This is a genomic window from Actinoallomurus rhizosphaericola, assembly GCF_024055675.1.
GTDB lineage: Bacteria > Actinomycetota > Actinomycetes > Streptosporangiales > Streptosporangiaceae > Actinoallomurus > Actinoallomurus soli.
The window spans coordinates 188,008-211,917 of sequence record NZ_JAMXMW010000018.1 but is presented as its reverse complement, the minus strand read 5'-3'; the positions used below and the strand labels follow the sequence as shown (position 1 = coordinate 211,917).

Sequence of the window (23,910 nt, the reverse complement as noted above, 5' to 3'; positions counted from 1 at the left end):
GGGCGGGCGGCGGCCGTGATCTCAGTGCGCGCCGGCCCCGGTCAGCGACCGTACGGACAGTTCGGTGTAGCGGTCCGGGTCGCTCTCGCCCCGCCGGAGGAACGTGCCCGCGACCGCGCACAGGAACCCGACCGGGATCGACACCAGGCCCGGGTTGTCGAGCGGGAACCAGTGGAAGTCAGTGCCCTTCGGGAACAGCGACAGGCTCTGCCCGGTGACCGGGTCGACCTTCCCCGACACCACCGGCGAGAACACGACCAGCACGATCGAGGCGGCCAGCCCGCCGTAGATCCCGGCCACCATCCCGGCCGCGTTGAACCGGCGCCAGAAGAGCGAGAGGACGATCGCCGGGAGGTTCGCCGACGCGGCCATGGCGAAGGCGAGCGCGACCAGGAAGGCGACGTTCAGGTGCCGGGCGAAGACGGCCGGCACGATGGCGACCGCGCCGACGAGGACCGCCGCGAACCGGGCCACCGCCACCTCCTGCCGCTCGCGCGGCCGGCCCAGCATCAGCACGTTGCCGAAGTAGTCGTGCGCCAGCGACGTCGCCGACGCCATGACCAGCCCGGCGACCACCGCCAGGATCGTCGCGAACGCCACCGCGGCGACGAACGCCGGCATGACGTCCCCGCCGATCCGTCCCGCGACGTGCCGGCCGAGTTCGCGGGCCAGCAGCGGCGCGGCCGTGTTGCCCGACGGGTCGCGGGCGAGGATCTCCCGCCGCCCGACCAGCGCGGTCGCGCCGAAGCCCAGCGCCATCGTCATCAGGTAGAACGCGCCGACCAGGCCGATCGCCCAGTTCACCGAGGTGCGCGCGGCCCGGGCGTCCGGGACGGTGTAGAACCGCGTGACGACCTGCGGCAGACCGGCCGTGCCCAGCACGAGGGCGAGCGCCAGGCTCACGAGGTCCAGCTTGTTGAACAGCGTCCGCGACGAGTGCCCGGCGACGTCCCTGCCGTACCTCAGGCCGGGTTCGAGGAAGGCGTGCCCCTTGCCGCTCGCTCCGGCCGCCGCGCCCAGCAGCCGGCCGAGGTCGAAGCCGAACCGGCCGAGGACGAGCACCGTCATCAGCGCCGCGCCGAACATCAGCAGCGCCGTCTTGACGATCTGCACCCAGGTGGTGCCCTTCATCCCGCCGAAGGTCACGTAGGAGATCATCAGCGCGCCGACCACGACGATCGTGACCACCTCGGCCGTGCCCGCGGACATGCCCAGGAAGGAGGCTCCCGGTCGCACGCCGAGGAGCAGGGCGACGAGCGCGCCGGCCCCGACCATCTGCGCGATGAGGGAGAAGACCGTCACCGTCACCGTCGACGCCGCCGCGGCGATCCGCACCGAGGACTGCCGGCGTACGCGCTGGGCGAGCACGTCGGCCATCGTGAACCGGCCGGTGTTGCGCATCAGCTCCACCAGCAGCAGCACCGGCAGCCAGGCGACGAGGAACCCGACGGAGTACAGGAAGCCGTCGTACCCGGACAGCGCGATGATCCCGGCGATGCCGAGGAAGGACGCCGCGGACATGTGGCCGCCCGCGAGCGCGAGGCCGTTCTGCGGGCCGGAGAACCTCCGCCCGCCCGCGTAGAAGTCGACGGCCCCGTCGGTGTGCGTCCGCGCCCAGACCGTGATGGCCAGCGTCACGCAGACGAGCGCGACGAACAGGCCGAACGTGATGGTCCGCCCGTTACCGGCGAGAGAGGCCGCACTCGCGAGGGTCATCGCGTCCCTCCCGTCAGCGGCATCCCGTCCGGAGGTGTCGGCCCCGGGTACGCGGCCATCCCGTCCGGCGGCGTGGGGCCCGGATACGACGTCATGCCGTCCGGCGGCGTGGGCCCCAGGTACGGCCGCTCATCGCCGAACGCGGTGCCGTACGAGACGGCGGACGGACCTGTCGCGCGGCGGCGGACCGCCTCGTCGACGCGTTCCTCCGCGTCCGCGACGATCTGGGCTGCGAGGGGGTCGAGCGCCGCCCGGGCGTGGCGCGTGTAGCGCCAGGCGAGCACGAACACGGCGACGAACTGCAGCACCCCGGACGCGAGCGCGACGTTGACGTTCCCGAAGAGCCGGTACGCCATGACGTCGCGAGCGAAGGCCGCCGCCAGGACGTAGAGGAAATACCACCCAAGGAACGTCGAAAGGATGATCAGCGCTAATCTCCGGGATCTCCCCTTCAGGATGGCGAACCTTTCATCGTTCCTTATCGCCACAAAACGGGCGCGGTCTCGCGACTCCGTTCTGCGCCGCGGCGATGGCCGTGACCCGGTGAGCACCAGGCACCCCTCTCTACTCGGCCGTGACCGTACGCGGTCCTCCCACTCCGGTATGAGATCAGACCAGGCCGCGTCGCATTCGCCACTTCACAGGAATTCATCCGGGGAAAAGCCGGGCTCCCGGCGAGGACCGCCGGGAGCCCTCGCGCTCAGGAACGGGCCGGCCCGCCTCGGCGCGCCAGCGCGGTCAGCGCGAGCAGCAGCGCCGGAGCCGCCGCCGCCGCGAAGCACCACCCGAGCGGCAGCCGGCCGACCAGCTGACCGACCGCCGCCGCACCGGCCGAGGACCCCGCGTTGAACGCGGTGTTGACCCAGGTGCCCGCCCGGGTACGGCCGCCGGGGGCGGCGGACTCCTCCGCGAGCAGGTACGCCGTCGTCAGCGCGGGCGCGACGAACAGCCCTGCGACGCAGGCCACCGCCGACAGCACGTACAGGCCCGGCGCCGCGCCGGCGACCGCGAGCGGCACCGCGAGGGCGGTGGTCAGCAGCGGGAGCCGCACCCGCGCCGCCGCCCGCCAGGAGAGCGACCCGTACGCCAGGCCGCCGGCCGCGCTCCCGACGGAGAGCGCCGCCTCGACCCACGCCGCCCCGGCGGCCTCGTGGCGACGGGCGGCGAAGGCGACCACCAGCAGGCCGAGCGCGCCCAGGCACATGCCGATCCCCGCCGACAGGGCGACCGGCCGCCCGAGCCCGCCGAAGGAGCCTCCGTCCGGCCGGTGCGGTGCGGGGCCGTCCTCGGCAGCGACCGCGCCGCCGCTCCGGGACCGGGCGACCGGTGACGAGACCAGGGCGAGGGTCCCGGCGAGGACGAGCCCCGCGCTGACGGCCACGCCCACGGCCGGATCGAGGAGCGCGGCGAACAGGCCCGCCAGCAGCGGCCCCGTCACGAACAGCAGCTCCTCCGCGACGGTGTCCAGGCTGTACGCGCGCTGGAGCAGCCGCCGGTCGGGCAGCAGGTCGCTCCACAGCGTGCGCATGACCGGGCCGAGCGGCGGCGGGAACACGCCCGCCCCGAGCGCCAGGACGGCGACCGTGGCCGCGGGAACGTGATGCCGCGCGGTGACGAGCGCGAGGGCCGCCAGCAGCAGCGCGTACCCGGCCGCCATCGGCGGCAGCGCGCGCCGTGGGCCGTACCGGTCGATCAGCCGGGCGCGCACCGGGGACAGCACCGAGATCGCCAGCCCGAACAGCGCGACGGCGGCGCCGGCCGTGGCGTACGAGCCGGTCGCACCGGCCACCGCCAGCGTCAGGGACAGCGAGACCATGCCGTACGAGAGGCGGCCCAGCAGCGCGGCGCCGAAGGTGCGCCGAGCGTACGGGGCGCGCAGGACGGCGGCGTACGAGAGGGAGGGAGAAGACACGGGAACGTTCCTCGGGGGGACCGGCGCGCACGGAGTCGGCGCCGGGAGCGTCAGGGGACACCGAAGGACCGCGCGACCGTGGTGGCGCGGTCAGGAGTGGTGTCTAGACACAGGGAACGAACACGCCGCCACCTTAGCGCCCCGTGGCGGCGGCCGCTGCTCGCGGCTCTGCGCCGAGGGTTCCCGTCGCCGCAACAACGAGGATCCTCGGCGCTGACCGCCTGGAGCCGGCCGCGCGGTGACGACCACCTGCCGGTGGCCGAACATGGCCTTCGTGACCTCGCGAGTACTGCGAACGCAGTACACGCCACAACGGCGGCATCTCGTGATGCGTGATCGCCGGCGTCCGCTGCGCTTCTCGCGGCAGCATCCGCCAGTGATCATCCACTGCCGTCCTGTTCAGCCAACTCTGGACAGGGTACGGGCGGTGCCGGGACGATTCATGGTCGTGAACCAGGACCTGCGGCTGCGACCGGCCGAACCGGATGACTACGATCACATCGTCGGGGTGGTGGACGACTGGTGGGGGCGGCCGGTCAGGTCGATCCTGCCCCGCCTGTTCCTGGATCACTTCCATCGCACCAGCCTGGTGGCCGAAGACGGTGACGGCCTGGCGGGATTCCTCGTCGGACTCCTGTCTCCTTCGATGCCCGATGCCGCCTACATCCACTTCGTCGGCGTCGCGCCCCGTCGTCGTGGTAACGGGCTGGCCCGCCGCCTCTACGAGCGGTTCTTCGACCTCGCCGCGGCCGAGCACCGCACGGAGGTCAAGGCGATCACCTCGCCGCAGAACCTCGCTTCCATCGCCTTCCACACCGCGATGGGCTTCACGGTCACCGGCCCCGTCGCCGACTACGACGGCCCTACGGTCGACCGCGTCGTCTTCCAGCGCCGCCTTCTCCCGCCGACCGATTCCTGAGGGCCTGACGCGGCTGCTCGTCATCGGCGCCGGCTTTGACGCACCAAGCCCGGCGAACCGGCCATCCACCCGTCACCAGCGACGGCATCGTGACCACGACGGCAGCCGGCAGCACAGCTGCGCCGGCCGGCACGGCGAAGTGACCGAGACGCGGAGTCCCTAGCGGGAGCGGCCGGGTCAGCGGCGGCGGGGGTTCGCCCTCCTCGTGGGCTCGGCCGTTGCCGGGTCCTCCGGCCAGGGGTGGCGGGGGTAGCGGCCGCGGAGCTCGGCGCGGACGGCGCGGTAGCCCTCGCGCCAGAAGGAGGCCAGGTCGGCGGTGACCGCGGCGGGACGGCCGGCGGGCGACAGCAGGTGGACGAGCAGCGGCACCCCGGCGACGCGCGGCGTCTCGGTCCAGCCGAACAGCTCCTGCAGCTTGGCGGCCAGCACCGGCCGCTCGCCGGAGTAGTCGATCCGGATCCGTGACCCGCTCGGCACGGCGACGCGTTCGGGGGCGACCTCGTCGAGCCGGGCCGCGCACTCCCACGGCAGCAGGCCGCGCAGCAGCGCGGTCACGTCGAGACGCGCCAGGTCGGCGCGGCTCCGGGCTCCGCTCGCGGCCAGGTCGAGGGAGGCGAGCAGCGCGTCGTCGTCCACGGCCGGCCACGGCGGGCCGAGGACGCGGTGGCAGAACGCCAGCCGGGCGCGCAGCTCCTCCGCCTCGCGAGTCCACGTCAGCAGGCCGAGTCCCTCGCGGCGCAGGCCCTCGCGCAGCGCCGCGCGTACGAGGCCGGGGTCCGGGTCCGGCAGGGGCACGGCCGACAGTTCGATCGCGCCGAGCCGTTCGACGCGGCGCGCGACGACGTCGCCCCGCCAGGCGACCTCCTCCTCGACCACCGCGCCGACGGCCAGCCGGGCCGTCTCCTCGTCGATGGGCACCGCCTGGCGGATCCGCGCCGCCGGCGCGCCCGCGGGCCGGTCGGCGACGGCGATGGCCAGCCACTCGGCGCCGCCGAGCGCGGAGCCCCTGGCGGGCTCGGCGGCGGTCCCGGAGGCCATCAGGTATCCGCCGCCCGTACGGGCGCGGGCGACCCGCTCGGGGAACGCGAGGGCGACGACCACGCCCGCCGTCGTCTCGTCGTCCGGCCCGGAGTCGGGGGCGTCGGGGACGGCGCGCCGCAGCCGGCGCGCCTCGTCCCGCCACCGCGGGTCGCCCCGCAGGCCGCGCCACTGCCGGACGAGGTCCTCGTCCGTCCGCTGCTGGTCGGACAGCACCGCGACCACCTCGGCGGCCCGTGCGCCGACGTGCTCGGCCCCGTCGAGGAGGGCGCGGGCCAGGCGGGGGTGGACGCCGGCGCGGGCCATCCTCCGGCCACGGCCGGTGACCCTGCCGTCGTCGTCCACGGCGCCGATCGCCCGCAGCGTGTCACGGGCGGCGCGCATCGCGGCGGGCGGCGGTGCGTCCAGCAGCGCGAGGCCGGTGGCGTCCGGGTCGCCCCAGCAGACCGCCTCCAGCGCGAACCCGGTCAGGTCGGCGAGCGCGATCTCCGGCCGCGGGCGCTCGGGCAGCCGGTCGTGCTCGGCCTGCGACCAGCACCGGTACACCGTTCCCGGCGCCTCCCGCCCGGCGCGCCCGGCACGCTGGTCGGCGGCGGCCCGCGACGCCCGTACGGTGGTCAGCGCGCCGAGCCCGCGCGCGTGGTCGGTGCGGGGCTCCCGTGACAGCCCGGCGTCCACGACGACGCGTACGCCCGGCACGGTCAGGCTCGACTCGGCGACCGAGGTGGCCAGGACGACGCGCCGGCCGCCGTCCGGGCCACGCAGGACCTCCTCCTGCACGTCGGCGGGGGCGCGGCCGTGCAGGCGCAGCACGCGCCGGTCGCCGAGGGCGCGCGCGACCCGGTCGATCTCGGCGGCCCCCGGCAGGAAGCACAGGACGTCGCCGTCCCGCTCGGCCAGCGCCCGGCGGACCGTGGCCGCGACGTGGTCGAGCAGCGCCGGGTCGACGGACAGGCCGTGCGGCGGGCGTACGGGACGGGGCGGCGGCGCCCAGACCACCTCGACCGGGTGCGCGGCGCCGTCCGCGGCGACGACCGGGGCGCCGCCCATCAGCTCCGCCCACGGCCCGGTGTCGGCGGTCGCGGACGCCGCGACGAGGCCGAGGTCGGGCCGCAGGGTCGCGCGGACGTCGAGGAGGAACGCGAACGCGGTGTCGGCGTCGAGGTGGCGCTCGTGGCACTCGTCGAGGATGACGACGTCGGCACGCAGGTCGGGGTCGTGCTGCAGGCGGCGCAGCAGCACGCCGGTCGTGACGACCTCGACGGCGCTGCCCGGCCGGCGCTCGCCGCGGATGGCGTATCCGACGCGTTCGCCGACCGGCTCGCCGAGCATCCAGGCCATCCGGCGCGCGGCGGCGCGCGCGGCGAGCCGGCGGGGCTCGGCCACGATCACCCGGCGGCCCGTCTCCGCCAGGGCGAGCGGCACGAGCGTGGTCTTGCCGGTTCCCGGCGGCGCGGCCAGCACCGCCGTCCCGGCCGTGTCGAGGGCGGCGCGCAGTTCCGGCAGGGCGGTGGAGACGGGCAGGTCGGACGAACGCACCCCACCAGTGTGGCGGACCCGCGGGGGGCGCCCGTCAGGCCGGGTTCCCGTCGTTCCGGTGCAGGGCATGGCGGGCGAGGACGAGTTCGACCAGGTCGAGCGGCCGGGCGGTGGAACGGCCGGAGATCCGTTCGAGGTGGCGCAGCCGGTTGAGCACCGTGTTGGGGTGGCAGTACAGGCGCCGCGCCGCCGCGGTCGCCGATCCGCCGCACTCCAGCCAGGCGTCCAGGGTCTCCAGCAGCAGGCCTCGCTTCGCCGGGTCGAGCGCGGTCAGGCCGTCGAGGACCGAACGCCGGAGGTGCTCGGCGAGCTCCGGCTGGGAGACCACGAGCGCCGCCGGCAGCCGCCGGTCCAGGCGGGCCACCTCCTGGCGCGGCGACCGGCAGGTGCGCAGCGCGAGCTCGGCGAGCCACCGGGCGTGGCCCAGGTCGGCGGGCGAGTCGACGACCGGGCTCAGGCCGGCGTGGTGGCAGGCGTGCGCGCGCAGCACCTCGGCCAGGTCGTCCAGGTCCGCGTCGCCGAGGTCGACCACGGCGATCCGGGCGTCGGCGCGCAGCCGCCACAGGAAGCGGATCCCGCCGGCCGTCTCGGGGCGGCCGGCGACGGGCCGGCTCAGCGCGTCGTCCTGCCGGAGCACCGCCACGGCGAACCGGCCGCGCGCCGGCAGGCCGAGCACGGTCGTCGCGGCCGCGAGCAGCCGCCCGTCCGCGCCGCGGCCCTCCAGCAGCGCGTCGACGATGGCCTGCACCTGCTCCTCGTCCCGCCGGAGCAGCTCGAACTCGGTGCGGCGGTACGCCTCCGCGGCGACGCTCGACTGCTGGTCGATGGTCTGCCAGACCCGTACGGCGTGGTGGGCCAGGGCGGGCAGCTGGTCGGGGTCCTGCTGCGCGGCGACCTCGACGAGCGACTCCCAGAACACCCGGCCCGCCAGCCGGTACGAGCGCAGGAGCTGGTCGAGGGGCAGCCCCTGCTCGGCACGGCGGCGGCCGAGTTCGCGGGCCCAGCTCAGGTCGGGCCGGCTGCTGGGATCGAGGATGGCCTCGATGCCGTGCCGCAGGCCGATGTGGCAGGCGTCCCACAGGTCGTCGGTCAGGCCGGGGGGCCGCATGGCGCCGTCGCCGCTGAGGATCTCGGCGGTCAGCCGGTCGGCGAGGTCGGGCAGCCGCGCGACGAGGCGTGAGGCCGCTCTGCGGGTCAGGGCGCCCGCGGTGTGGCCGGTCGTGACGGTACGGGCGTCCACACGTCACCTCCGAGGGCCGGTGATCGCTCATGGTGCCACCGCCGGCGCACGGCCGCCAGCGTCCCGCCGCCCTCGCCGTCCGCTCTGTGGCCGGGCACAGGCGGGGTGCCTTCGTGTTGTGCCGTCGCCCCGGTTCCGGACCGCCCTCTGGACTTACCGCCGGAAGCCTGCTGCCGTATGGGCGCGAACGTCCCTTTTTTGGGAGGAGCCCTCGTGTTGCATGGGCGAGAGCGCGAGCTCGCGGTCGTGGAGGAGACCCTGAGCCGCGTACGAGATGGGAACGGCGCGGCGCTGGCGATCGTCGGGGAGCCGGGAACGGGGCGGACGGCCCTGCTCGAGCACGTGCTCGGCCGGGCCACGGCGTCGTTCCGCACGCTCGGCACGTCGGGCTTCGAGCAGGAGAAGGCGTTAGCGTACGCGGGCCTGCACAAGCTGCTGTGGCCGGTCGCCGAGCGGATCGGCGGCCTGCCGCCGGCCCAGGCGGCCGCCCTGGCCCCGGTGGCCGGAGAGGACGCGGCTCCGCCGGCGGGGCCGTTCCTCGTGGGCACGGCGGTGCACCGGCTGCTGACGGACGCCGCAGCCGACGGCCCGGTGCTGTGCTGGGTGGACGACGCCCACCTCCTGGACCGCGTGTCGCTGGAGGCGCTGGCCTTCTCCGCCCGCCGGCCCGGTGACCGGCCGCTCGCCATGGTGCTCACCGCGGACCCGGAGGCGCCCGCGGTGTCGGACTCGCTGCGCGGCGTCCCGTCGCTGCGGCTCGGCCCGCTCGGCGACCGGGCGGCCCGCGCCATGCTGGACGACCTCCTCGGCGCCGAGCCGGGCACGGACCTCGCGGCCGACCTCATCGACCTGGCCGCGGGCAACCCGCTGGCCCTGTCCGAGCTCGCCGCCGCGCTGACGCCGGACCAGCTCGCCGGCGTGGCGCCGCCCCCGGTCGCACTGCCCGTCCACAGCCGGCTGCGCGCCCTCCACCGGAGGCGCTACGGCGCCCTGCCGCCCGACGCGAGGCGGGTCGTGCTGCTGGCGGCCTGTGACGAGCGGCTGGAGCTGCGAACGCTGGCCCGTGCGGCCGCCCGCGCGGGCGGCGACGCGCGGGCGCTGGAGACGGCCCGGCGGTCCGGCCTGATTCGCGTGGACGGTGAGACCGTGGAGACCGCGAACCCGCTGGTCCGGTCCTCCCTGTACGCCGACGCCTCTCTCACCGAGCGCCTGGCCGCGCACCGCGCCCTCGCCGCCGTGCTGGACCAGGACCGGTTGCGGCAGAGCCGGCACCGGGCGGCGAGCGCCGGGGAGCCGGACGCCCGGTTGTGCGAGGAACTGGCCTGGGAGGCGGCCGCGGCGCGCCGGTCCGGCCGGCACGCGGACGCCGCGTCGGCCTGGCGGCAGGCCGCCGCGCTGACCGCCGACGCCGGTGGCAGGGCCGTCCGGCTGCTGGCGGCCGCCACGGACTCCTGGCTGGCCGGCCGCACGCGCACAGCCCGTTCCCTGTTGCGCGCCGCGCGCCCGTACACGCGGTCCGAGGAGCTGCGCGGGCTGTCCGGGCTGGTGTACGGGCAGATCGAGCTGCGCGACGGCGCGCCGGCCTCGGCGGTGCAGATCCTGGTCGACGCCGCCGACCGGCTGGCCGGGACGCACCGCACGCGGGCGGTGCTGGCGCTGATGTTCGCGGCGGAGGCCGGCTGCGTGGCCGGGGACCACCGTCAGTACCGGCGGATCGGCGAGCGGGCGGCCGCGATCGGCCGGGACGGCGCCCGCACGCCGGTGGCCGAGCTGATGCTCGCGCATCTCGACGGGATGGCCGCCACGTTCGGCGGCCGGCACGAGGAGGCGACCGACCCGCTCCGGCGGGTGCTGAAGCTCGCCGAGGGCCTGGACGGCTGCGCGATGAAGTCCTGGGCGAGCCTCGCGGCGTTCGCGCTCGGGGAGGACCGCAAGGCGCGGGACCTGGCCACCATGGCGGTCAACCGGGCGCGGCTGCGCGGCACCGCCGCCCTCCTGCCGTGGGCGCTGAGCACGCTCGCGCTCACCCAGATGGTCCTCGGCGAGTTCTCGGCGGCGACGGCCGTGAGCCTGGAGGGCCTGCGCGCCGCGCGGGCGTGCGGCCAGGAGAACGGCGCCGCCGACCATCTCGCCATGCTGACGCTGCTCGCCGCCGTCCAGGGCGACCGCGAGACCGCGCGGACCCGCGCGAAGAGCGTCACCGAGACGGCGAAGAGACGCGGCCTGACCCGCCCCGCGGCGTTCGCGGCCTGGGCGCTCGGCTGCCTCGACCTGGCGGAGGACCGCCCCGAGGAGGGCGCGGCCCGCCTTCGCGCGCTGGCCGGAACCCGTCCGGCGGACCTGTTCACCGGCGTCCTTGCGACCCCCGACTTCGTCGAGGCGGCGGTCCGCTGCGGCGACCGGGAGGGGACCGAGGCCGCCCTGGCGGCGTTCGACCGCTGGGCGCGCAGCTCGGCCGGTCCCGCCCGGACCGCTCTGGCCGAGCGCTGCCGCGCGCTGCTCGCCGAGGACGACGCCACCGCCGAGGAGCACTTCACCGAGGCGCTGCGACTGCATCGTCAGGGCGGCTCGGCGTTCGAGCTGGCGCGCACGGAGTTCATGTACGGCCGGCGGCTGCGCCGGAGCCGCCGGCCGCGCGCGGCCCGGGGTCACCTCCGCGACGCCCGGCAGCTGTTCGAGCACTGCGGCGCGGCGCTCTGGGCCGAGCGCGCCCAGGCGGAGCTGCGCGCGGCGGGCGAACCGGCCGAGCCGGGCGCCCGGCGCCGTACCGACGACCTCACCCCCCACCAGCAGGAGATCGCCCGGCTGGTCGCCGACGGGGCCACCAACCGGGAGATCGCGGCGCGCCTCGTCCTCAGCCCCCGGACGGTCGACCACCACCTGCGCAACATCTTCGTACGCCTGGGCGTCCGCTCGAGAGTGGAGCTGGTCCACCTCTTCCGCTGAGCGGAGCCGACCATCTGCGCCGAGGGTTTTCGTCGTCACGACGACGAAAACCCTCGGCGCCGGCCTCCGCGGGCCACACGCGGACGGCCCGCCGGGTGCCCCGGCGGGCCGTCGATCCGCGATCTCTGCTCAGGTGGCCAGGAAGGCGCGGACGGCGGACAGCACGACCGTGTCGGTCAGGTACGTGAGGTGGTTCTCGCAGGCCACGTAGTTGTTGGTGGCGCCGTTCAGCTCCGTGCTGGTGTAGGGGTTGATGACCCCGTCGCACGGTGAGTACCAGGTCGCGTACTTCGTGTCGCCCGGCGTCTCGTCACCCGACGACAGCGTGGTGATGAACGACGAGCCCGGAGTCATCTCCTGGCAGGTGACGTAGATCTCGCACGCCAGCGCGGCGGTGGTGCCGTGGTTCGCGCCGGCCAGCGACGCCAGGTGCCGGACGTACTGCTGACCGCCGAGCTCCTTGATGTACCAGAGGCTGACCAGGCCGCCCATCGAGTGGTTGACGATGTCGACCTTGGACGCGCCGGTCTGCCGCAGTACCTGCTGCACATATGAGGCGAGGGACGCCGCGTTGGTCTTGTTGTCGCCGTACGAGTCGTAGTTGAAGGCGTACAACTCGTTCGCGCTGTAGCCGGCCGCCTCGAACACCGCCTCGGCGGTCACCCAGTTGGTCGAGTTGCCGGTGTAACCGTGGACGAACACGACGGGCGTGTGGCCGGCGGCGTGCGCGGGCCCGACGGTGCCGAAGACGACGCCGACGGCGGCGAGGACGGCCGCCAGCAGCGAGCCGAGTGTTCGGCGCATGAACTCCTCCTGCGGGGTGGGACGAGAGATACGCCGCAAAGTGTCCGCTCCGGGAACGCACCCGGCATCGGTGAAATCGCCAGTGTTCGACGCCATGGCGTCTTCCGGCGTTGCAGACTGTCCAGTGACTCGTCCCCCAACGCCTGGAAGCCCCCATATGACCGCGATCGTCGGCATCACTGACGGCAGCACCGTCGTCATCGCCGGAGACTCCGCCGGAGTAGGCGGAGACATCACTCAGCCCCGTCTGGACGCCAAGGTCTTCACGAACGGGCCCTACGTGGTCGGCTACACCACCTCGTTCCGCATGGGCCAGATCCTCCGTTACGCCTTCAAGGCTCCGGTCCCGCCCGACGGTGAGGACGGCCTGCACGCGTTCATGTGCACCGGCTTCATCAACGGCGTCCGGGAAAGCCTCAAAGAGGGCGGATGGGCCAGCAAGGACAACGATCAGGAGGAAGGCGGGTCGTTCCTCGTCGGCATCCGCGGCCGTCTTTTCGAGATCTGCGCGGACTACCAGGTGGGCGAGATGGCGGACGGGTACACGGCGGTCGGGTGCGGGGCGGAGATCGCTCTCGGCGCCCTTCACGCCACGGCCGGCACGGATATGCCGCTCCAAGCCCGCGCCATCGCCGCGCTCGAGGCCGCAGCGCACTTCTCCACCGGTGTCCGATCACCGTTCACGGTCGTCGCCACGGCACAGCACGATGGCTGAACCCCGCGCCCGGGGCAGTGCCCGGCCCGCCCTGGGTGCGCCGCACCCAGGGCGGGGCACGGCCTGGCAGACCGCCGGCGAACTGCCGAGACTCGGTACCGCACACCGAGGAAGGGAGCCCGCCCATGGCTGAGACCACCGGCCCGCACGGCGCCGAGAACGACGAGGACACCGCGAACGCCGACGTGGTCGGCATGTGGGTGACCGCGGACGGTCACATCCGCCAGGAGCTGCTGCCGGACGGCCGCTACGACGAGGCCCGGGGCACGCGGCGCAGCGCGTACACGGGCCGGTACACCGTGACCGGTGACCACCTGGACTACGTCGACGACACCGGGTTCACGGCGACCGGCGACATCCGGGACGGAGTGCTCTACCACGAGCACCTCGTGCTGTACCGGGAGGACAAGACGCCGTAACGATGGCCCGGCTCAGCGCCTGCGGCACCGGCGGGCTCAGAGGTAGAAGCCGGTGCCGGAGGCCGGAGGCGCGGTCTCGAAGGGGCGGCCGTCACGGATGGCGTACAGCTCGGCCAGTGTCGCGCCGTCCGGGACGCCCTCCGTGGTGCCGAGCCAGGCCGCCGCCTCGGCGTGGGACAGCCGTCCCATCTCGATCTGTGCCAGGCAGCGGCCGGGACGGACGACGGCGGGATGCAGGCCGGCGAGGGGCCGGTTCGTGGTGAGCGCGACGAGCACGTCGCGGCCCTGGCCCACCAGGCCGTCGGTGAGGTTGAGCAGGCGGGAGAGCTCCTGCCCGGTCTTCTCGCCGCCGTCCGCGCGGATCAGGTCGTCGCAGTCCTCGAGGATCAGCAGCCGCCAGCGACGGTCCTCGTCCTCGTCGTCCTCCTCCCCCACGGCGACCTCCATGAGGTACGCGGGGTTCCGGAACAGCTCCTCCGGGTCGAGGACGCAGTCGAACTGGCACCACTTCACCCACTCGCGGGCCAGGGCCCGCAGGGCCGTGGTCTTCCCGGTGCCGGGCGGTCCGTGCAGGAGGAGCAGCCGGCCGGCCACGTCGGAGGTGTGGAACGCCGCGAGCCGGTCGACGGCCGCCGCGGCCTCGGCCGCGTAGTTGCGCCGGATCTCGGCCCACGTCGGCGCCGTGATCGATCGCTCGCGACGCTCCGCCCCGCGCTGGCCGGCGTACCAGAAGCCCATGTCGACGCGGTCCTGGTCCGGTGACTCCTCGACGGCGTCGCGGACGGACTCCTCGATCACCGCCGCGGCCAGTTCGTCGCTGATGGCGGTGACCTCGACGGTGCCCGACCCGCCGCGCCAGCGGACCGCCCGGAGCGTCCAGCCCTCGCCGCAGGCCAGGAACGAGTCGCGGGTCTCCTCACGCGCGGCGCGGAGCACCCGCGCGTCCTTCGGGCGCAGCGGCGCGTCGGGGCGTACGCGGTCCAGTCGCTTGCTCCGCGCGTACGGCTGCCGGCCCATCGTGAACGGCTGCAGGGCGAGGACCTCGATGGCGTCACCGAGCGTGTCGGCCGTCTCGAGGCGGTAGTCCACGGGCGCCTCGGGCTCCGCCCCTATGATCGGAACGACGGGTTCGGACATGCCCTCGATGATCGGGGCGTCGTTGCGCCGAGTCCAGTGAATTACACCATCCGGGCGCGCCGCCGCTCGGCGGCGGACCCCGTGCACGTCCAGAAGGAGCATCACATGGCCACCGTCCGTACCGCGAACGCTCACTGGGAAGGCCCGCTCATGGGCGGGCAGGGCAAGGTGTCGCTGGACTCCTCGAAGGTCGGGGAGTTCGAGGTCGACTGGCCGTCCCGTGCGGAGAAGCCCGAGGGGAAGACCAGCCCCGAGGAGCTGATCGCCGCCGCGCACAGCACCTGCTTCTCCATGGCGCTGTCGCACGGTCTCGCCGGGGCCGGCACGCCGCCGGAGTCGGTCGACACCCGCGCCGACGTGACCTTCCAGCCGGGTGAGGGCATCACCGGCATCCACCTGACCGTGCGCGCGTCGGTTCCCGGCCTGTCCGCCGAGGACTTCCAGAACGCCGCCGAGCAGGCGAAGGCCAACTGCCCGGTGAGCAAGGCGCTGGCCGGCACGAAGATCACGCTCGACGCATCGCTGGCCTGAGCCGGTCCGGCGTGGGCGCTCGCCCGTACGGGCCGTGCCCACGCCGTGTCCCAGGGCTCAGGCTCCGGACGGGGGCAGGAGCGCGTCGCCGAGCGCGCGCCAGTGCGGCATCGCCGACCGGCCGGGCTCGACGCCGATGACCTGGACGGCGACGTGGTCGGCGCCGGCCTCGACGTGGCCGCGGAGCCGCTCCACGATGGTGTCCGGGTCTCCCCAGAAGACGAGGTCGTCGACGATGCGGTCGCTGCCGCCGCCGGCGATCTCCTCGTCCGAGTAGCCCAGCCGGCGGAACTTCGCGACGTTGTACGGGGTCGTCAGGTAGGGGTGAAGGTGCTCGCGCGCGATCGCGCGTGCCTTCTCCGGATCGGTCTCGAAGAGCACCGGGTGCTCGACGCCCAGGAACGCGTCCGGCCCGAGCACCTCCCGCGCCTGCCGGGTGTGCGCGACCGTGACGTGGTACGTGTGGGCGCCGGCGGCGCGGTCGCGGGCCAGCTCCAGCATCTTGGGCCCGTACGCGGCGAGGACCCGGCGGACCCGCGGGGCGGGGCTCGCCGCCTCGAGGGCGTCCATCTCGTCGAGGTACTCGCGCATGGCCGCAAGGGGCTGAACGCCCGGCCGCCGCTCGCCGCCGAACCCGAGGCCGAGCACGTGCCGGTCCGGGTAGGCGTCGGCGAGGAGACGGCCGCCGCCGTACGCGGCCCGGGCGCTGCGCGCCCAGATCTGCGCGATGCCGTTGACGACGTGGATGCGCTCGGTGCAGGAGAGCAGGTAGGCGGCGTGCGTGAGGGCTTCGCGCCCGCCGACCTCGGGGAACCAGAACGCCCGCCAGCCCCGCTCCTCCAGCTCCTGGATCGACTCGCGCATGAGCGCGGGCGGCTGGTGCTCGAAGTCGAACGTGTAGATCCCGAACGTCCCGAGATCCAGGCCGTTGATGTCGCCCATCGAACATCTCCTCGTTCCCGTCACCGTGGCGAACGCATCGAAATATCGCAGATCTTCGATATGAGTTGCAACCTGGCACCCACGGCGAGGACGTCCGGCGCGGGTCAGAGCGTACGGCCGAGCGCGGCGACGAGCTCGGCGATGCGCCGCTCGTCGCGCTTGTAGTGCGTCCACTTGCCGACGCGCGTGGCCCGCACGAGGCCGGCCCGCTGCAGTTCGGCCATGTACGCGGACACCGTCGACTGGGCCAGGCCCGCCTTGGCCTGGATGTGGCTCACGCACACGCCGACCTCGGCCGGGTCGGCGATCGCCTGCTCCGGCGGGAAGTGCCGCTCCGGCTCGCGCAGCCACGACAGCATCTGCAGCCGCATCGGGTTCGACAGCGCCTGCAACGCGCGGACCAGGTCGGGATCCGGTGAGAGCGCTTCGTCGGCCATGGACCCGGAGTATAAGTCGCTACCGGGTCAGCTCCAGGCGGGCGAGCTCACGGCGGGAGGACACGCCGAGCTTCGGATACGCCTTGTAGAGGTGGTACTCCACCGTCCGCGGGCTGAGGAACAACTGCGCGGCGATGTCCCGGCTGCTGTTCCCCTCCGCCGCCAGCCGTACGACCTGCAGCTCCTGGGGGGTGAGCCGCTCCAGGAGGTCGGCGGCGGCCGGGCGTGCGGTGGCGGCGGACCCGCCGGTCGCGCGCAGCTCGATCCGCGCGCGCTCGGCCCACGGCTCTGCGCGAAGACGCTCGAAGACCTCCAGCGCCGAGCGGAGCGGCTCGCGGGCGTCGGAACGGCGGCGGGCGCGGCGGAGCCACTCCCCGTAGAGCAGCTCGGTCCGGGCCCGTTCGAACGGCCGCCCGCCCTTGTCGTGCAGGCGCAGCGCCTCCGCGTACGCCGCCTCGTCGTCGTGCAGGAGCGCGCGGCAGCGGAGAGCGGCCGCCCGCGCCCAGGGCAGGCCGGCGGCCCGCGCCCACTCCTCGAACCGGTGGAGCGCCGGCTCCGCCCGCTCGGGACGCCCGGCACGGACCGCCGCCTCCACCTGGTCGGCGGCCCCGGCGGTCACGACGGTCGTGAAGCCGCCCGGACCGTGCCGCGCATCCTCCAGCCGGTCCAGCGCGTCGTCGTACCGGCCGAGGCCGAGGTCGAGGAGGCCCCGCGCGCACGCCGCGGCGGCGGCCTCCGCGCCCGGCGCGCTCCCGCCGGCGCCGAGCGCCTCATCGGTCAGCGCGCGGCAGCGCTCCTCGTCGCCCTGAACGGCGGCGACGCGGGCGAGCACGATCTCCAGCCGGCCGACCCGTTGCGACCGGCCGGTGTCGCGGGCGACCGTGATCGCCTCGGCGACGTTCGCCTCGGCGTCGCGGAACAGCCCCGCGGCGACCTGCGCCTGGGCCAGCCGTTGCAGCGCGCCCGCCAGCTCGCCGATCTGGCCGCGCTCCCGGCAGCGGGCGACCTCGGCGGTGGCCAGCCGGATCGCCGCGTCGTCGTCGCCGAGGATCAGGCCGGCGTGGATCGCCTCGACGAGCGCGCCGGGCTCCTCGGCCCTCACGCCGGACACGCCCGTACGGCCACCACCACCCGCCTCGCCGGACAGGCCCGTACGGCCCGCGTCTCCGCACACGCCCGTACGGCTGCCGCTCGCCGCTCCGGGTACTGCCGTACGGCCGTCGCCCGGCAGGTCGGGCGCGCCGTCGAGGACCTCCCGCAGCAGCGGGACGCCGCGCGCGAAGTCGTCGTTCACGAGATGGGCCAGCCCCTGGATCAGCGGATCGCGGCGGCCGGCGGCAGCGGATCGTTCGGCGGCGGCGCGGATCGTCTCCGCGTCGCCGGAGAGCCAGGCGTACGAGGCGCCCATGCGCAGCATCGCGGCCGCCTGGCGGTCGTCGGCGACCTGCCCGACGAGGATGCGTGCCGCCTGCCGGGGGTCGCCGCGCTCGAACTCCACGGCGGCGCGGATCCGAGCCAGCCGGGTGAGGGCGGCCGGATCCGCGGTGAGCCCTTCGGCCCATACGGCGAGTTCGCCGGCGCGGTCGGCGCCGCCCGCGAGCAGGGCCGCCCCGGCCGCCTCGGTGAGGCGACGGGCCTGACCGCCGGTCTCGGGCGTCAGCTGGGCGGCCTGCTGGAACAGGGCGGCGGCCGCCGCCCCGGCCGCGCGGTCGCGGGCGCGCACGGCGGCCGCCTCGAGGTCGGCGGCGACGTCCTCGTCGGGCGCGGTCGCCGCCGCGGCGCGGTGGCGCGCCCCGCAGTCCGGGTCGCTCGCGGCAGCGGCGAGGGCCTGGTGGACGGTGACACGGCGGGCGAGCGAGGTGCCCTGGTAGGCGGCGGCGCGGATCAAGGGGTGCCGGAAGGAGACGGCCGTGCCGGTCACCTCCATCAGCCGCGCCTGCTCGGCCGGCTCGAGGTCGTCGAGGGACACGCCCAGGTCCGTCGCCGCGCCGAGCATCGTCGGCAGGTGGCCACGCCCCTCGGCGGCGGCGATGAGCATCATCAGCCGGGTCCGCTCGGGCAGCCGGCCGATCTGGGCGCGGAAGGCCGCGAGCACCCGGTCGGCCACCGGCAGCGGCCCGTGCCCGCCGTCGTGCCGCCACCCGGCGGCGCCCAGCTCCAGCAGCGCGAGCGGATTGCCGTCGGCCTCGGCCAGGATCCGCGCCCGGTGGTCGGGCGCGAGCCGCCGGCCGGCGAGCACGCGCGCGGCGTCGGCGTGGCCGAGCCGGGCCAGCTCGATCTCGGGCAGGCCGTGCCCGGCGACGCCGTCGTCGCGGGCGGCGAACACCATGACGACGCCCTCCGCCGACAGCCGGCGCGCCGCGAAGAACAAGGCGTCCACGCTCGCGCGGTCGATCCACTGGACGTCGTCGACCAGGCACACCACGGGCTCCTCGTCGGCGAGGTCGGCCAGCAGCGTCAGCAGGGCCAGCCCGATCAGGAAGCGGTCGCCCCGGCCGGCGCCCGGCCCCTCGGAGCCACCCGGCCCCCGGCGTCCGCCTGAGCTTCGGGATCCGCCCGAACCCGCGGAGCCACCCGAAGCCCCGGAGCCGTCAACGTCTCCGGAGCCGTCAGAGTCTCCCGAGCCCGCGAAGCCGCCCGAGCCGAACACCGTGCGCAGCGCGTCCGCCTGCGGATCCGGCAGGTCCGCCAGCCGCTCCTGCACCGGCCACAGGAGCTGGAGGAGCCCGGCGTACGCCAGGTCCCGCTCGGCCTCGATGCCCGTGGCGCGCAGGACCCGCGACCCGGAGGCCGCGCCCGCGGCGTGGTCGAGCAGCGTGGACTTGCCGATTCCGGCCTCTCCGCGCAGCAGGAGGGCGCCGCTCCGGCGCAGGGTACGCGCGTCGTCGATCAGTCGTGTCAGCCGCTCGCGTTCGGCGTCCCGCCCGTACAGCACCCCACAAACCTACGTGGCCGAGTACCGAAACATTACTGATTCGCCCCGTGGTCAACGGGTTCTAGCGTTCTCACCAGCGATTTCACGAAGGAGAACCTCGATGAGGGAACTGTTCGAGCCGGTGACCGTCGGCGCGCTGGAGCTGCCCAACCGCCTCGTGATGGCGCCGATGACGCGCAGCCGCGCGTACGGCGGCCTCACCACCGAGCTGACCGCGGAGTACTACGCGCAGCGGGCGGGCGCCGGGCTGATCGTCACGGAGGGCACCCAGCCGAGCGTGATCGGCCAGGGATACGTCAACACGCCGGGCCTGCATTCTCCCGAGCAGGTGGCGGCCTGGCGGAAGGTGACCGATGCGGTCCACGAGAAGGGCGGCCGGATCGTCGTGCAGCTCATGCACTCCGGCCGGATCGGCCACCCGGTCCTGTACCCGGACGGTGCCCTCCCCCTCGCCCCCTCGGCGATCGCCTCCGGGCAGAAGCTGTTCACCCCCGACGGGATGCTCGACCACCCGACCCCGCGGGAGATGACGGCCGAGGACATCGCCCAGGCGATCGAGGACTTCGCGGCCGCCGCGCGGAACGCGAGGGAGGCCGGTTTCGACGGCGTGGAGCTGCACGGCGCCAACGGCTACCTGATCCACCAGTTCCTCGCCGACGGCAGCAACCGGCGGACCGACGCGTACGGCGGCGCGGTCGCGGCCCGGATCCGGTTCGCGGTGGAGGCCGCCGAGGCGGTCGCGGACGCGATCGGACCCGAGCGGACCGGGATCCGGGTCTCCCCCGGCGCGGCGGTGAACGGCATCACCGAGTCCGACACCGCGGAGCTCTATCCGGCGCTGGCCCGCGGGCTCGCGCCGCTCGGCCTCGCGTACCTGCACGTGATGGAGACGGGCGACCGCGAGTCGACGCGCGCGATCCGGGCGGCGTGGCCGGGCGCGCTCATCCTCAACCCGCATCCGGGAACGGATCCGCTCCCGTCGACGCCCGAGGCCGGTGCCGACGCGCTGCGGGAGGGGCTGGCCGACGCGATCGCGCACGCCCGGCTGTGGCTCGCCAACCCGGACCTGCCGGAGCGGATCGCGGCGGGCGGCCCGTACAACGAGGCGGACCCGGCGACCTTCTACGGCGGCGACCACCGCGGCTACACCGACTACCCGTCACTCGGCGCCTGAGACACCGACGCCCCGTACGCTCGGGGCCTGAGACCGACCGCGATCCACTCGGGGCCCGAGGCAGACCGCCCATCCTCCCCGGGCTTGGTACACCGGCCACCCGTCCGCTCGGCGTCTGCGACCGGCCCCCGTCCGTCGGGGGCCTGAGGGCCGCCCTTCCTCATGCGGTCCCGGACGCCGCCCAGTACAGTGCGCCGGAGGACGTCAGCCTCAGAGGCGGAGGATTCGCGCGGTGACCACCGAGCTCCCGGCCGAGCCCGCGCCGGCGCCGTACGTCGTGCGGTTCCGGCGTCTCCCGCCGGTCCTCATGGTCGTGGCCGGGGCGCTCCTCTGCGGCAAGGCGATCCGCTGGATCGCCGACGCCGCGCACGGCGGGCATCCGGCCCGCATCCCCCCGCCTCTCGCGCTGGCGGTCGCGTCGATCCTGCTGACCGCCGCCGGAGCGGTGCGCCTGGCGCGGGCCCGGCGCACCGGCGGGATCGCCTTCGCCGTCGACGCGGACGGTATCTTCATGGTCGCGTCACCGGACGGCGCCCGGCGGTTCCCCTGGGACGAGGTGAGCGCGCTGGTGCTGTTCTCGCGGCGCACGGAGTTCGTCCAGGGCACGGTCCGGTGCGTGGGGCTACGGCTGCATCCCACCGCCCCGGGCTCCCCCGAGCGGCACCTCGCCGAGTTCGATCAGGCGGTCTCCCGGCACGACCTTCCGCTGGACGCGTGGGACCGGATTCGCCGGCTCGACCGGCGGCCGTCGAGAGAGGGGCTCGTGCTCGCAGTCAGCGTGCACGCCGAGACCCGTGGCTGGCGGTACCGCGCCACTCCCCTGGCCCGGGCGATGCGCGCGCACGCTCCCGGGGTCCCCGTCGTCCACGAGCCGTCCGAGCGCTACCACGACCTGGTCGGCTGGCGGGCCGACCAGGAGGAGTTGCGTCGGATCCTGGAGGACGCCGAGCTCCGCCCCTGGTGCTGAGCCACGCGTACGCGGCGAGGACGCCCGGCTGTGCCCGGTACTGAACCGCGCGCACCCTGGCCACGACGCCCGGCCGTGCCCGGTACTGAACCGCGCACCCCGGCCAGGGCGCCCGACCGCCCCGGTGCTGAACCGCGCACGCCGGGTCAGGGCGACCGATCGCGCCCCGGTACAGGCCCTCGCGTGTCCGGGTCAGATGCGCCTGTCCCGGCCGGTCCAGTAGGGGTCGCGGAGGAGCCGCTTGTAGAGCTTGCCGGTGGGCGTGCGCGGCAGCGCCTCGGCGAAGTCGACCGAGCGCGGCGCCTTGTAGCGGGCCAGCGAGGCGCGGCAGTGGTCGATCAGCTCCCCGGCCAGCGCGGGCGAGGGCTCGTGGCCCTCCTCCAGCTCGACCACCGCCTTCACCTGCTCGCCGTACTCCTCGTCGGGCACGCCGAACACCGCAACGTCGCGCACCGCCGGGTGGGTGATGAGCACGTTCTCGATCTCGGCCGGATAGATGTTGACGCCGCCACTGATGATCATGTCGATGGCCCGGTCGGCGAGGAAGAGGTACCCGTCCTCGTCCAGGTGGCCGATGTCGCCGGTGGTGAACAGCCCGTTCCGGTGGATCGACGCGGTCTTGTCGGGGTCGCCCCAGTACTCGACGTCGTCGCCGCTCGCGTAGCGGAACCACAGCTGCCCCGGCTCGCCGGGCTTGGAGGGGGTGCCGTCGGGGCGCAGCACGTGGGTCTCCACCGTGGGCAGCGGCCGCCCGACCGTACCCGGCCGTTCCAGCCACTCCTCGGACGTCACGACCGTGTTGATGGACGCCTCGGTCGACCCGTAGTACTCGTACACGACCGGCCCGAGCCACTCGATCATCCGGTGCTTGACCTCCGGCGGGCACGGTGCGGCGCCGTGCCACACGGCGGCGAGGCTCGACAGGTCGTACGCCCGCCGGGTCTCCTCGTCGAGGCGCAGGAGCCGGACGAACTGCGTCGGCACGAGGTGCACGTTGGTGATCCGGTACCGCTCGATCAGCCGCAGCGTCTCCTCCGGGTCGAAGCCCTGCCGCATGACGAGCGGGCGCCCGGCGCAGAGCAGGACGTACGAGAACAGCCACTGCGCCGAGTGGTACACCGGGCCGACCAGCAGTGACCGGCCGTCCTCGGGGATGTGGAGGGCCTGCGCGTACGTGGGGGCGACCGTCGCCATCGTGTCGATCGGCGCGCCCGCCCGTACGAGCTTGCGGCTGACCCCCTTCGGACGGCCGGTGGTGCCCGAGGTGTAGATCATCGGCCAGCCGAGCGCCTGGTCGCCGGGCTCGCCGTCCGGGCCGGCGGCGAGGAGGTCCTCGTACGGCCGGAAGCCCGGCACGTCGCCGATCCCGATCCTGATCCGCGGACCCGCCTCCGCGGTGGCGGCCACGGCGGTCTCGGCGAACCGGTCCTCGGAGAACAGCGCCGTCGCCCCCGAGTCGGCGAGCACGTACGCCAGCTCGTCCGCGCTCCAGTGCCAGTTGACGAGGACGTACCGCAGGCCGATGTGCGTGGCCGCCGCCATGACCTCGACGCACTCGCGACGGTTCCCCGAGTGGAGGGCGATGACGTCGCCCGTCTCCAGGCCGAGCCCGCGCAGGGCGCCCGCGAGCCGGTCGACCCGCGCCTCGAACTCCCGCCAGGTGGCCGCGCCGCGTTCGTCGACGACGGCGGGCTCGTCGGGCCGGGCCTGGGCGTACGGGCGGAGAAGTCGCGCCATGAGGACCTCCGATCAGTCGGTGCGGGCACCCGCCATGCGCAGCGCGAGCTCCACGTAGTGGGCCTGCAGCTCGGCGGCGCCGAGCGGATGGCGGTCGTGGAACCACTCGCTGATGTGCACGCACATGTCCAGGATCGGGACCGCGGTGCGGACGGCGGCGGCCCGGCCGTCACCGCCGGCGTCGCCGACCAGCCGGAACATCCCCTTCTCATGCCCGGCGAGCAGGACGTCCGCCAGGCGGTCGCGCAGTCGACGGCGAATGGCCACGATCTCGTCGTACCACGCGCCGCCGAGCAGCCGGTACTCCCGGTTGGCGACCCGCGCCGTCTCCCGGTGGTCGGCGTGCCGCCGGACGTACACCGCGACGATCGCCCGCAGCTCTTCGAGCGGGTCGCCCGCGACGGCCTCCACCGCCTCGGCCACCTCGTCCTCCAGCCGCAGGTGGATGTCGCGGACGAGGACGTACAGCAGCTCGTCCTTGGACCCGAAGTGGTTGTACAGCGCACCGGGCGTCAGGTCGCACGCCTCGGTGATCTGCCGGACCGGGGTCGCCAGCGCGCCCTGACGGTAGAACAACTCGACCGCGGCCCCGGCGAGCCGGCGTTGGACGCGCGACCCCCCGAGCGGCAGATCCGATTCGGTCACCGGCTTCGCTCCTCCTCTTGACGGCCGCCCGACCCGAGCGTACTAATTGATCTCAATCTATGAATGAACGCTCATTTACCAGGATGTCACAGCTCATCCGGGTCTTCGGGGGGCGGGGTGCCGTGTGCGCTCCGGAGCGTTTCGCCCGTATCGATCT

19 protein-coding genes are annotated in these 23,910 nt (G+C 74.7%); 7 read left to right on the top strand and 12 right to left on the bottom strand.

The features are described 5' to 3' along the window. Window positions 1-21 precede the first annotated feature (21 nt). From NE234_RS33355 to NE234_RS33345, 3 genes are all read right to left on the bottom strand, one after another. Window positions 22-1,716: a solute symporter family protein gene (locus NE234_RS33355; protein ID WP_252784867.1), complete on the bottom strand. Its 1,695-nt coding sequence runs from the start codon at window positions 1,714-1,716 to the stop codon at window positions 22-24. Further along, window positions 1,713-2,204, bottom strand: a complete 492-nt coding sequence (locus NE234_RS33350) for a DUF485 domain-containing protein (RefSeq protein WP_252784866.1) — start codon at window positions 2,202-2,204, stop codon at window positions 1,713-1,715. The genes NE234_RS33355 and NE234_RS33350 overlap by 4 nt, the downstream gene beginning before the upstream one ends. Window positions 2,205-2,416: 212 nt before the next feature. Beyond that, complete coding sequence (locus tag NE234_RS33345; RefSeq protein ID WP_252784865.1) at window positions 2,417-3,628, bottom strand: MFS transporter; 1,212 nt, start codon at window positions 3,626-3,628, stop codon at window positions 2,417-2,419. A 442-nt stretch (window positions 3,629-4,070) separates the two neighbouring features. Here NE234_RS33345 and NE234_RS33340 point away from each other — a divergent pair, with 442 nt between their 5' ends. Continuing rightward, window positions 4,071-4,547, top strand: a complete 477-nt coding sequence (locus NE234_RS33340; RefSeq protein WP_252784888.1) for a GNAT family N-acetyltransferase — start codon at window positions 4,071-4,073, stop codon at window positions 4,545-4,547. 177 nt (window positions 4,548-4,724) lie between these two features. Here the strand turns inward: NE234_RS33340 and hrpB are convergent, their stop codons facing one another. Together hrpB and NE234_RS33330 are read right to left on the bottom strand one after the other, a co-directional pair. Next, window positions 4,725-7,124 carry an ATP-dependent helicase HrpB gene (gene hrpB / locus NE234_RS33335; protein WP_252784864.1) on the bottom strand — a complete coding sequence of 800 codons (2,400 nt, stop codon included), beginning with the start codon at window positions 7,122-7,124 and terminating at the stop codon, window positions 4,725-4,727. A gap of 34 nt (window positions 7,125-7,158) precedes the next feature. Then, the gene (locus NE234_RS33330) at window positions 7,159-8,364 is read right to left on the bottom strand and encodes a PucR family transcriptional regulator (RefSeq protein ID WP_252784863.1); all 1,206 of its coding nucleotides are present in this window, start codon (window positions 8,362-8,364) and stop codon (window positions 7,159-7,161) included. A gap of 213 nt (window positions 8,365-8,577) precedes the next feature. Between NE234_RS33330 and NE234_RS33325 the strand changes: the two genes are divergently transcribed. Then, the gene (locus tag NE234_RS33325; RefSeq protein ID WP_252784862.1) at window positions 8,578-11,310 is read left to right on the top strand and encodes an AAA family ATPase; all 2,733 of its coding nucleotides are present in this window, start codon (window positions 8,578-8,580) and stop codon (window positions 11,308-11,310) included. Between the two features lie 129 nt (window positions 11,311-11,439). Here the strand turns inward: NE234_RS33325 and NE234_RS33320 are convergent, their stop codons facing one another. Beyond that, window positions 11,440-12,114, bottom strand: coding sequence for an esterase/lipase family protein (locus NE234_RS33320; protein ID WP_252784861.1), 675 nt, complete (start codon window positions 12,112-12,114; stop codon window positions 11,440-11,442). Between the two features lie 157 nt (window positions 12,115-12,271). On the opposite strand from NE234_RS33320, the gene NE234_RS33315 reads away from it, so the two are divergent. Next, window positions 12,272-12,829: a hypothetical protein gene (locus NE234_RS33315; RefSeq protein ID WP_252784860.1), complete on the top strand. Its 558-nt coding sequence runs from the start codon at window positions 12,272-12,274 to the stop codon at window positions 12,827-12,829. 125 nt (window positions 12,830-12,954) lie between these two features. Then, window positions 12,955-13,248, top strand: coding sequence for an Atu4866 domain-containing protein (locus NE234_RS33310; protein ID WP_252784859.1), 294 nt, complete (start codon window positions 12,955-12,957; stop codon window positions 13,246-13,248). 36 nt (window positions 13,249-13,284) lie between these two features. On the opposite strand, the gene NE234_RS33305 is transcribed toward NE234_RS33310, so the two are convergent. Continuing rightward, window positions 13,285-14,385, bottom strand: a complete 1,101-nt coding sequence (locus NE234_RS33305; RefSeq protein ID WP_252784858.1) for a DUF5925 domain-containing protein — start codon at window positions 14,383-14,385, stop codon at window positions 13,285-13,287. 105 nt (window positions 14,386-14,490) lie between these two features. Here NE234_RS33305 and NE234_RS33300 point away from each other — a divergent pair, with 105 nt between their 5' ends. Continuing rightward, window positions 14,491-14,916 carry an OsmC family protein gene (locus NE234_RS33300; RefSeq protein WP_252784857.1) on the top strand — a complete coding sequence of 142 codons (426 nt, stop codon included), beginning with the start codon at window positions 14,491-14,493 and terminating at the stop codon, window positions 14,914-14,916. Window positions 14,917-14,973: 57 nt separating this feature from the next. Here NE234_RS33300 and NE234_RS33295 read toward each other — a convergent pair whose 3' ends face one another. The 3 genes from NE234_RS33295 to NE234_RS33285 all read right to left on the bottom strand — a co-directional run bounded on the left by NE234_RS33295 (window position 14,974) and on the right by NE234_RS33285 (window position 19,230). Further along, a complete protein-coding gene (locus NE234_RS33295) occupies window positions 14,974-15,858 on the bottom strand; it encodes a TIGR03620 family F420-dependent LLM class oxidoreductase (RefSeq protein ID WP_252784856.1) in 885 nt (294 codons plus the stop codon). A 104-nt stretch (window positions 15,859-15,962) separates the two neighbouring features. Next, window positions 15,963-16,295, bottom strand: a complete 333-nt coding sequence (locus NE234_RS33290; protein ID WP_252784855.1) for an ArsR/SmtB family transcription factor — start codon at window positions 16,293-16,295, stop codon at window positions 15,963-15,965. Window positions 16,296-16,314: 19 nt separating this feature from the next. Further along, on the bottom strand, window positions 16,315-19,230 hold the full coding sequence (locus tag NE234_RS33285; protein WP_252784854.1) for a helix-turn-helix transcriptional regulator: 2,916 nt from the start codon (window positions 19,228-19,230) through the stop codon (window positions 16,315-16,317). A 100-nt stretch (window positions 19,231-19,330) separates the two neighbouring features. Between NE234_RS33285 and NE234_RS33280 the strand changes: the two genes are divergently transcribed. Beyond that, complete coding sequence (locus NE234_RS33280; RefSeq protein WP_252784853.1) at window positions 19,331-20,404, top strand: alkene reductase; 1,074 nt, start codon at window positions 19,331-19,333, stop codon at window positions 20,402-20,404. 232 nt (window positions 20,405-20,636) lie between these two features. After that, window positions 20,637-21,371 carry a hypothetical protein gene (locus NE234_RS33275; protein WP_252784852.1) on the top strand — a complete coding sequence of 245 codons (735 nt, stop codon included), beginning with the start codon at window positions 20,637-20,639 and terminating at the stop codon, window positions 21,369-21,371. Between the two features lie 192 nt (window positions 21,372-21,563). On the opposite strand, the gene NE234_RS33270 is transcribed toward NE234_RS33275, so the two are convergent. Together NE234_RS33270 and NE234_RS33265 are read right to left on the bottom strand one after the other, a co-directional pair. Continuing rightward, on the bottom strand, window positions 21,564-23,108 hold the full coding sequence (locus NE234_RS33270; protein WP_252784851.1) for an AMP-binding protein: 1,545 nt from the start codon (window positions 23,106-23,108) through the stop codon (window positions 21,564-21,566). 12 nt (window positions 23,109-23,120) lie between these two features. After that, entirely contained in the window at window positions 23,121-23,753 is a 633-nt protein-coding gene (locus NE234_RS33265) for a TetR family transcriptional regulator (protein ID WP_252784850.1), read from the bottom strand. Between the last annotated feature and the right edge of the window lie 157 nt (window positions 23,754-23,910).

Bases quoted from the DNA above. Each gene is read 5' to 3' on its own strand.
- NE234_RS33280 (WP_252784853.1), top strand. From the start codon at position 19,331: ATGAGGGAACTGTTCGAGCCGGTGACCGTCGGCGCGCTGGAGCTGCCC.
- NE234_RS33320 (WP_252784861.1), bottom strand. From the start codon at position 12,114: ATGCGCCGAACACTCGGCTCGCTGCTGGCGGCCGTCCTCGCCGCCGTC.
- NE234_RS33300 (WP_252784857.1), top strand. From the start codon at position 14,491: ATGGCCACCGTCCGTACCGCGAACGCTCACTGGGAAGGCCCGCTCATG.
- NE234_RS33355 (WP_252784867.1), bottom strand. From the start codon at position 1,716: ATGACCCTCGCGAGTGCGGCCTCTCTCGCCGGTAACGGGCGGACCATC.
- NE234_RS33295 (WP_252784856.1), bottom strand. From the start codon at position 15,858: ATGGGCGACATCAACGGCCTGGATCTCGGGACGTTCGGGATCTACACG.
- NE234_RS33305 (WP_252784858.1), bottom strand. From the start codon at position 14,385: ATGTCCGAACCCGTCGTTCCGATCATAGGGGCGGAGCCCGAGGCGCCC.
- NE234_RS33270 (WP_252784851.1), bottom strand. From the start codon at position 23,108: ATGGCGCGACTTCTCCGCCCGTACGCCCAGGCCCGGCCCGACGAGCCC.
- NE234_RS33290 (WP_252784855.1), bottom strand. From the start codon at position 16,295: ATGGCCGACGAAGCGCTCTCACCGGATCCCGACCTGGTCCGCGCGTTG.
- NE234_RS33310 (WP_252784859.1), top strand. From the start codon at position 12,955: ATGGCTGAGACCACCGGCCCGCACGGCGCCGAGAACGACGAGGACACC.
- NE234_RS33315 (WP_252784860.1), top strand. From the start codon at position 12,272: ATGACCGCGATCGTCGGCATCACTGACGGCAGCACCGTCGTCATCGCC.
- NE234_RS33340 (WP_252784888.1), top strand. From the start codon at position 4,071: ATGGTCGTGAACCAGGACCTGCGGCTGCGACCGGCCGAACCGGATGAC.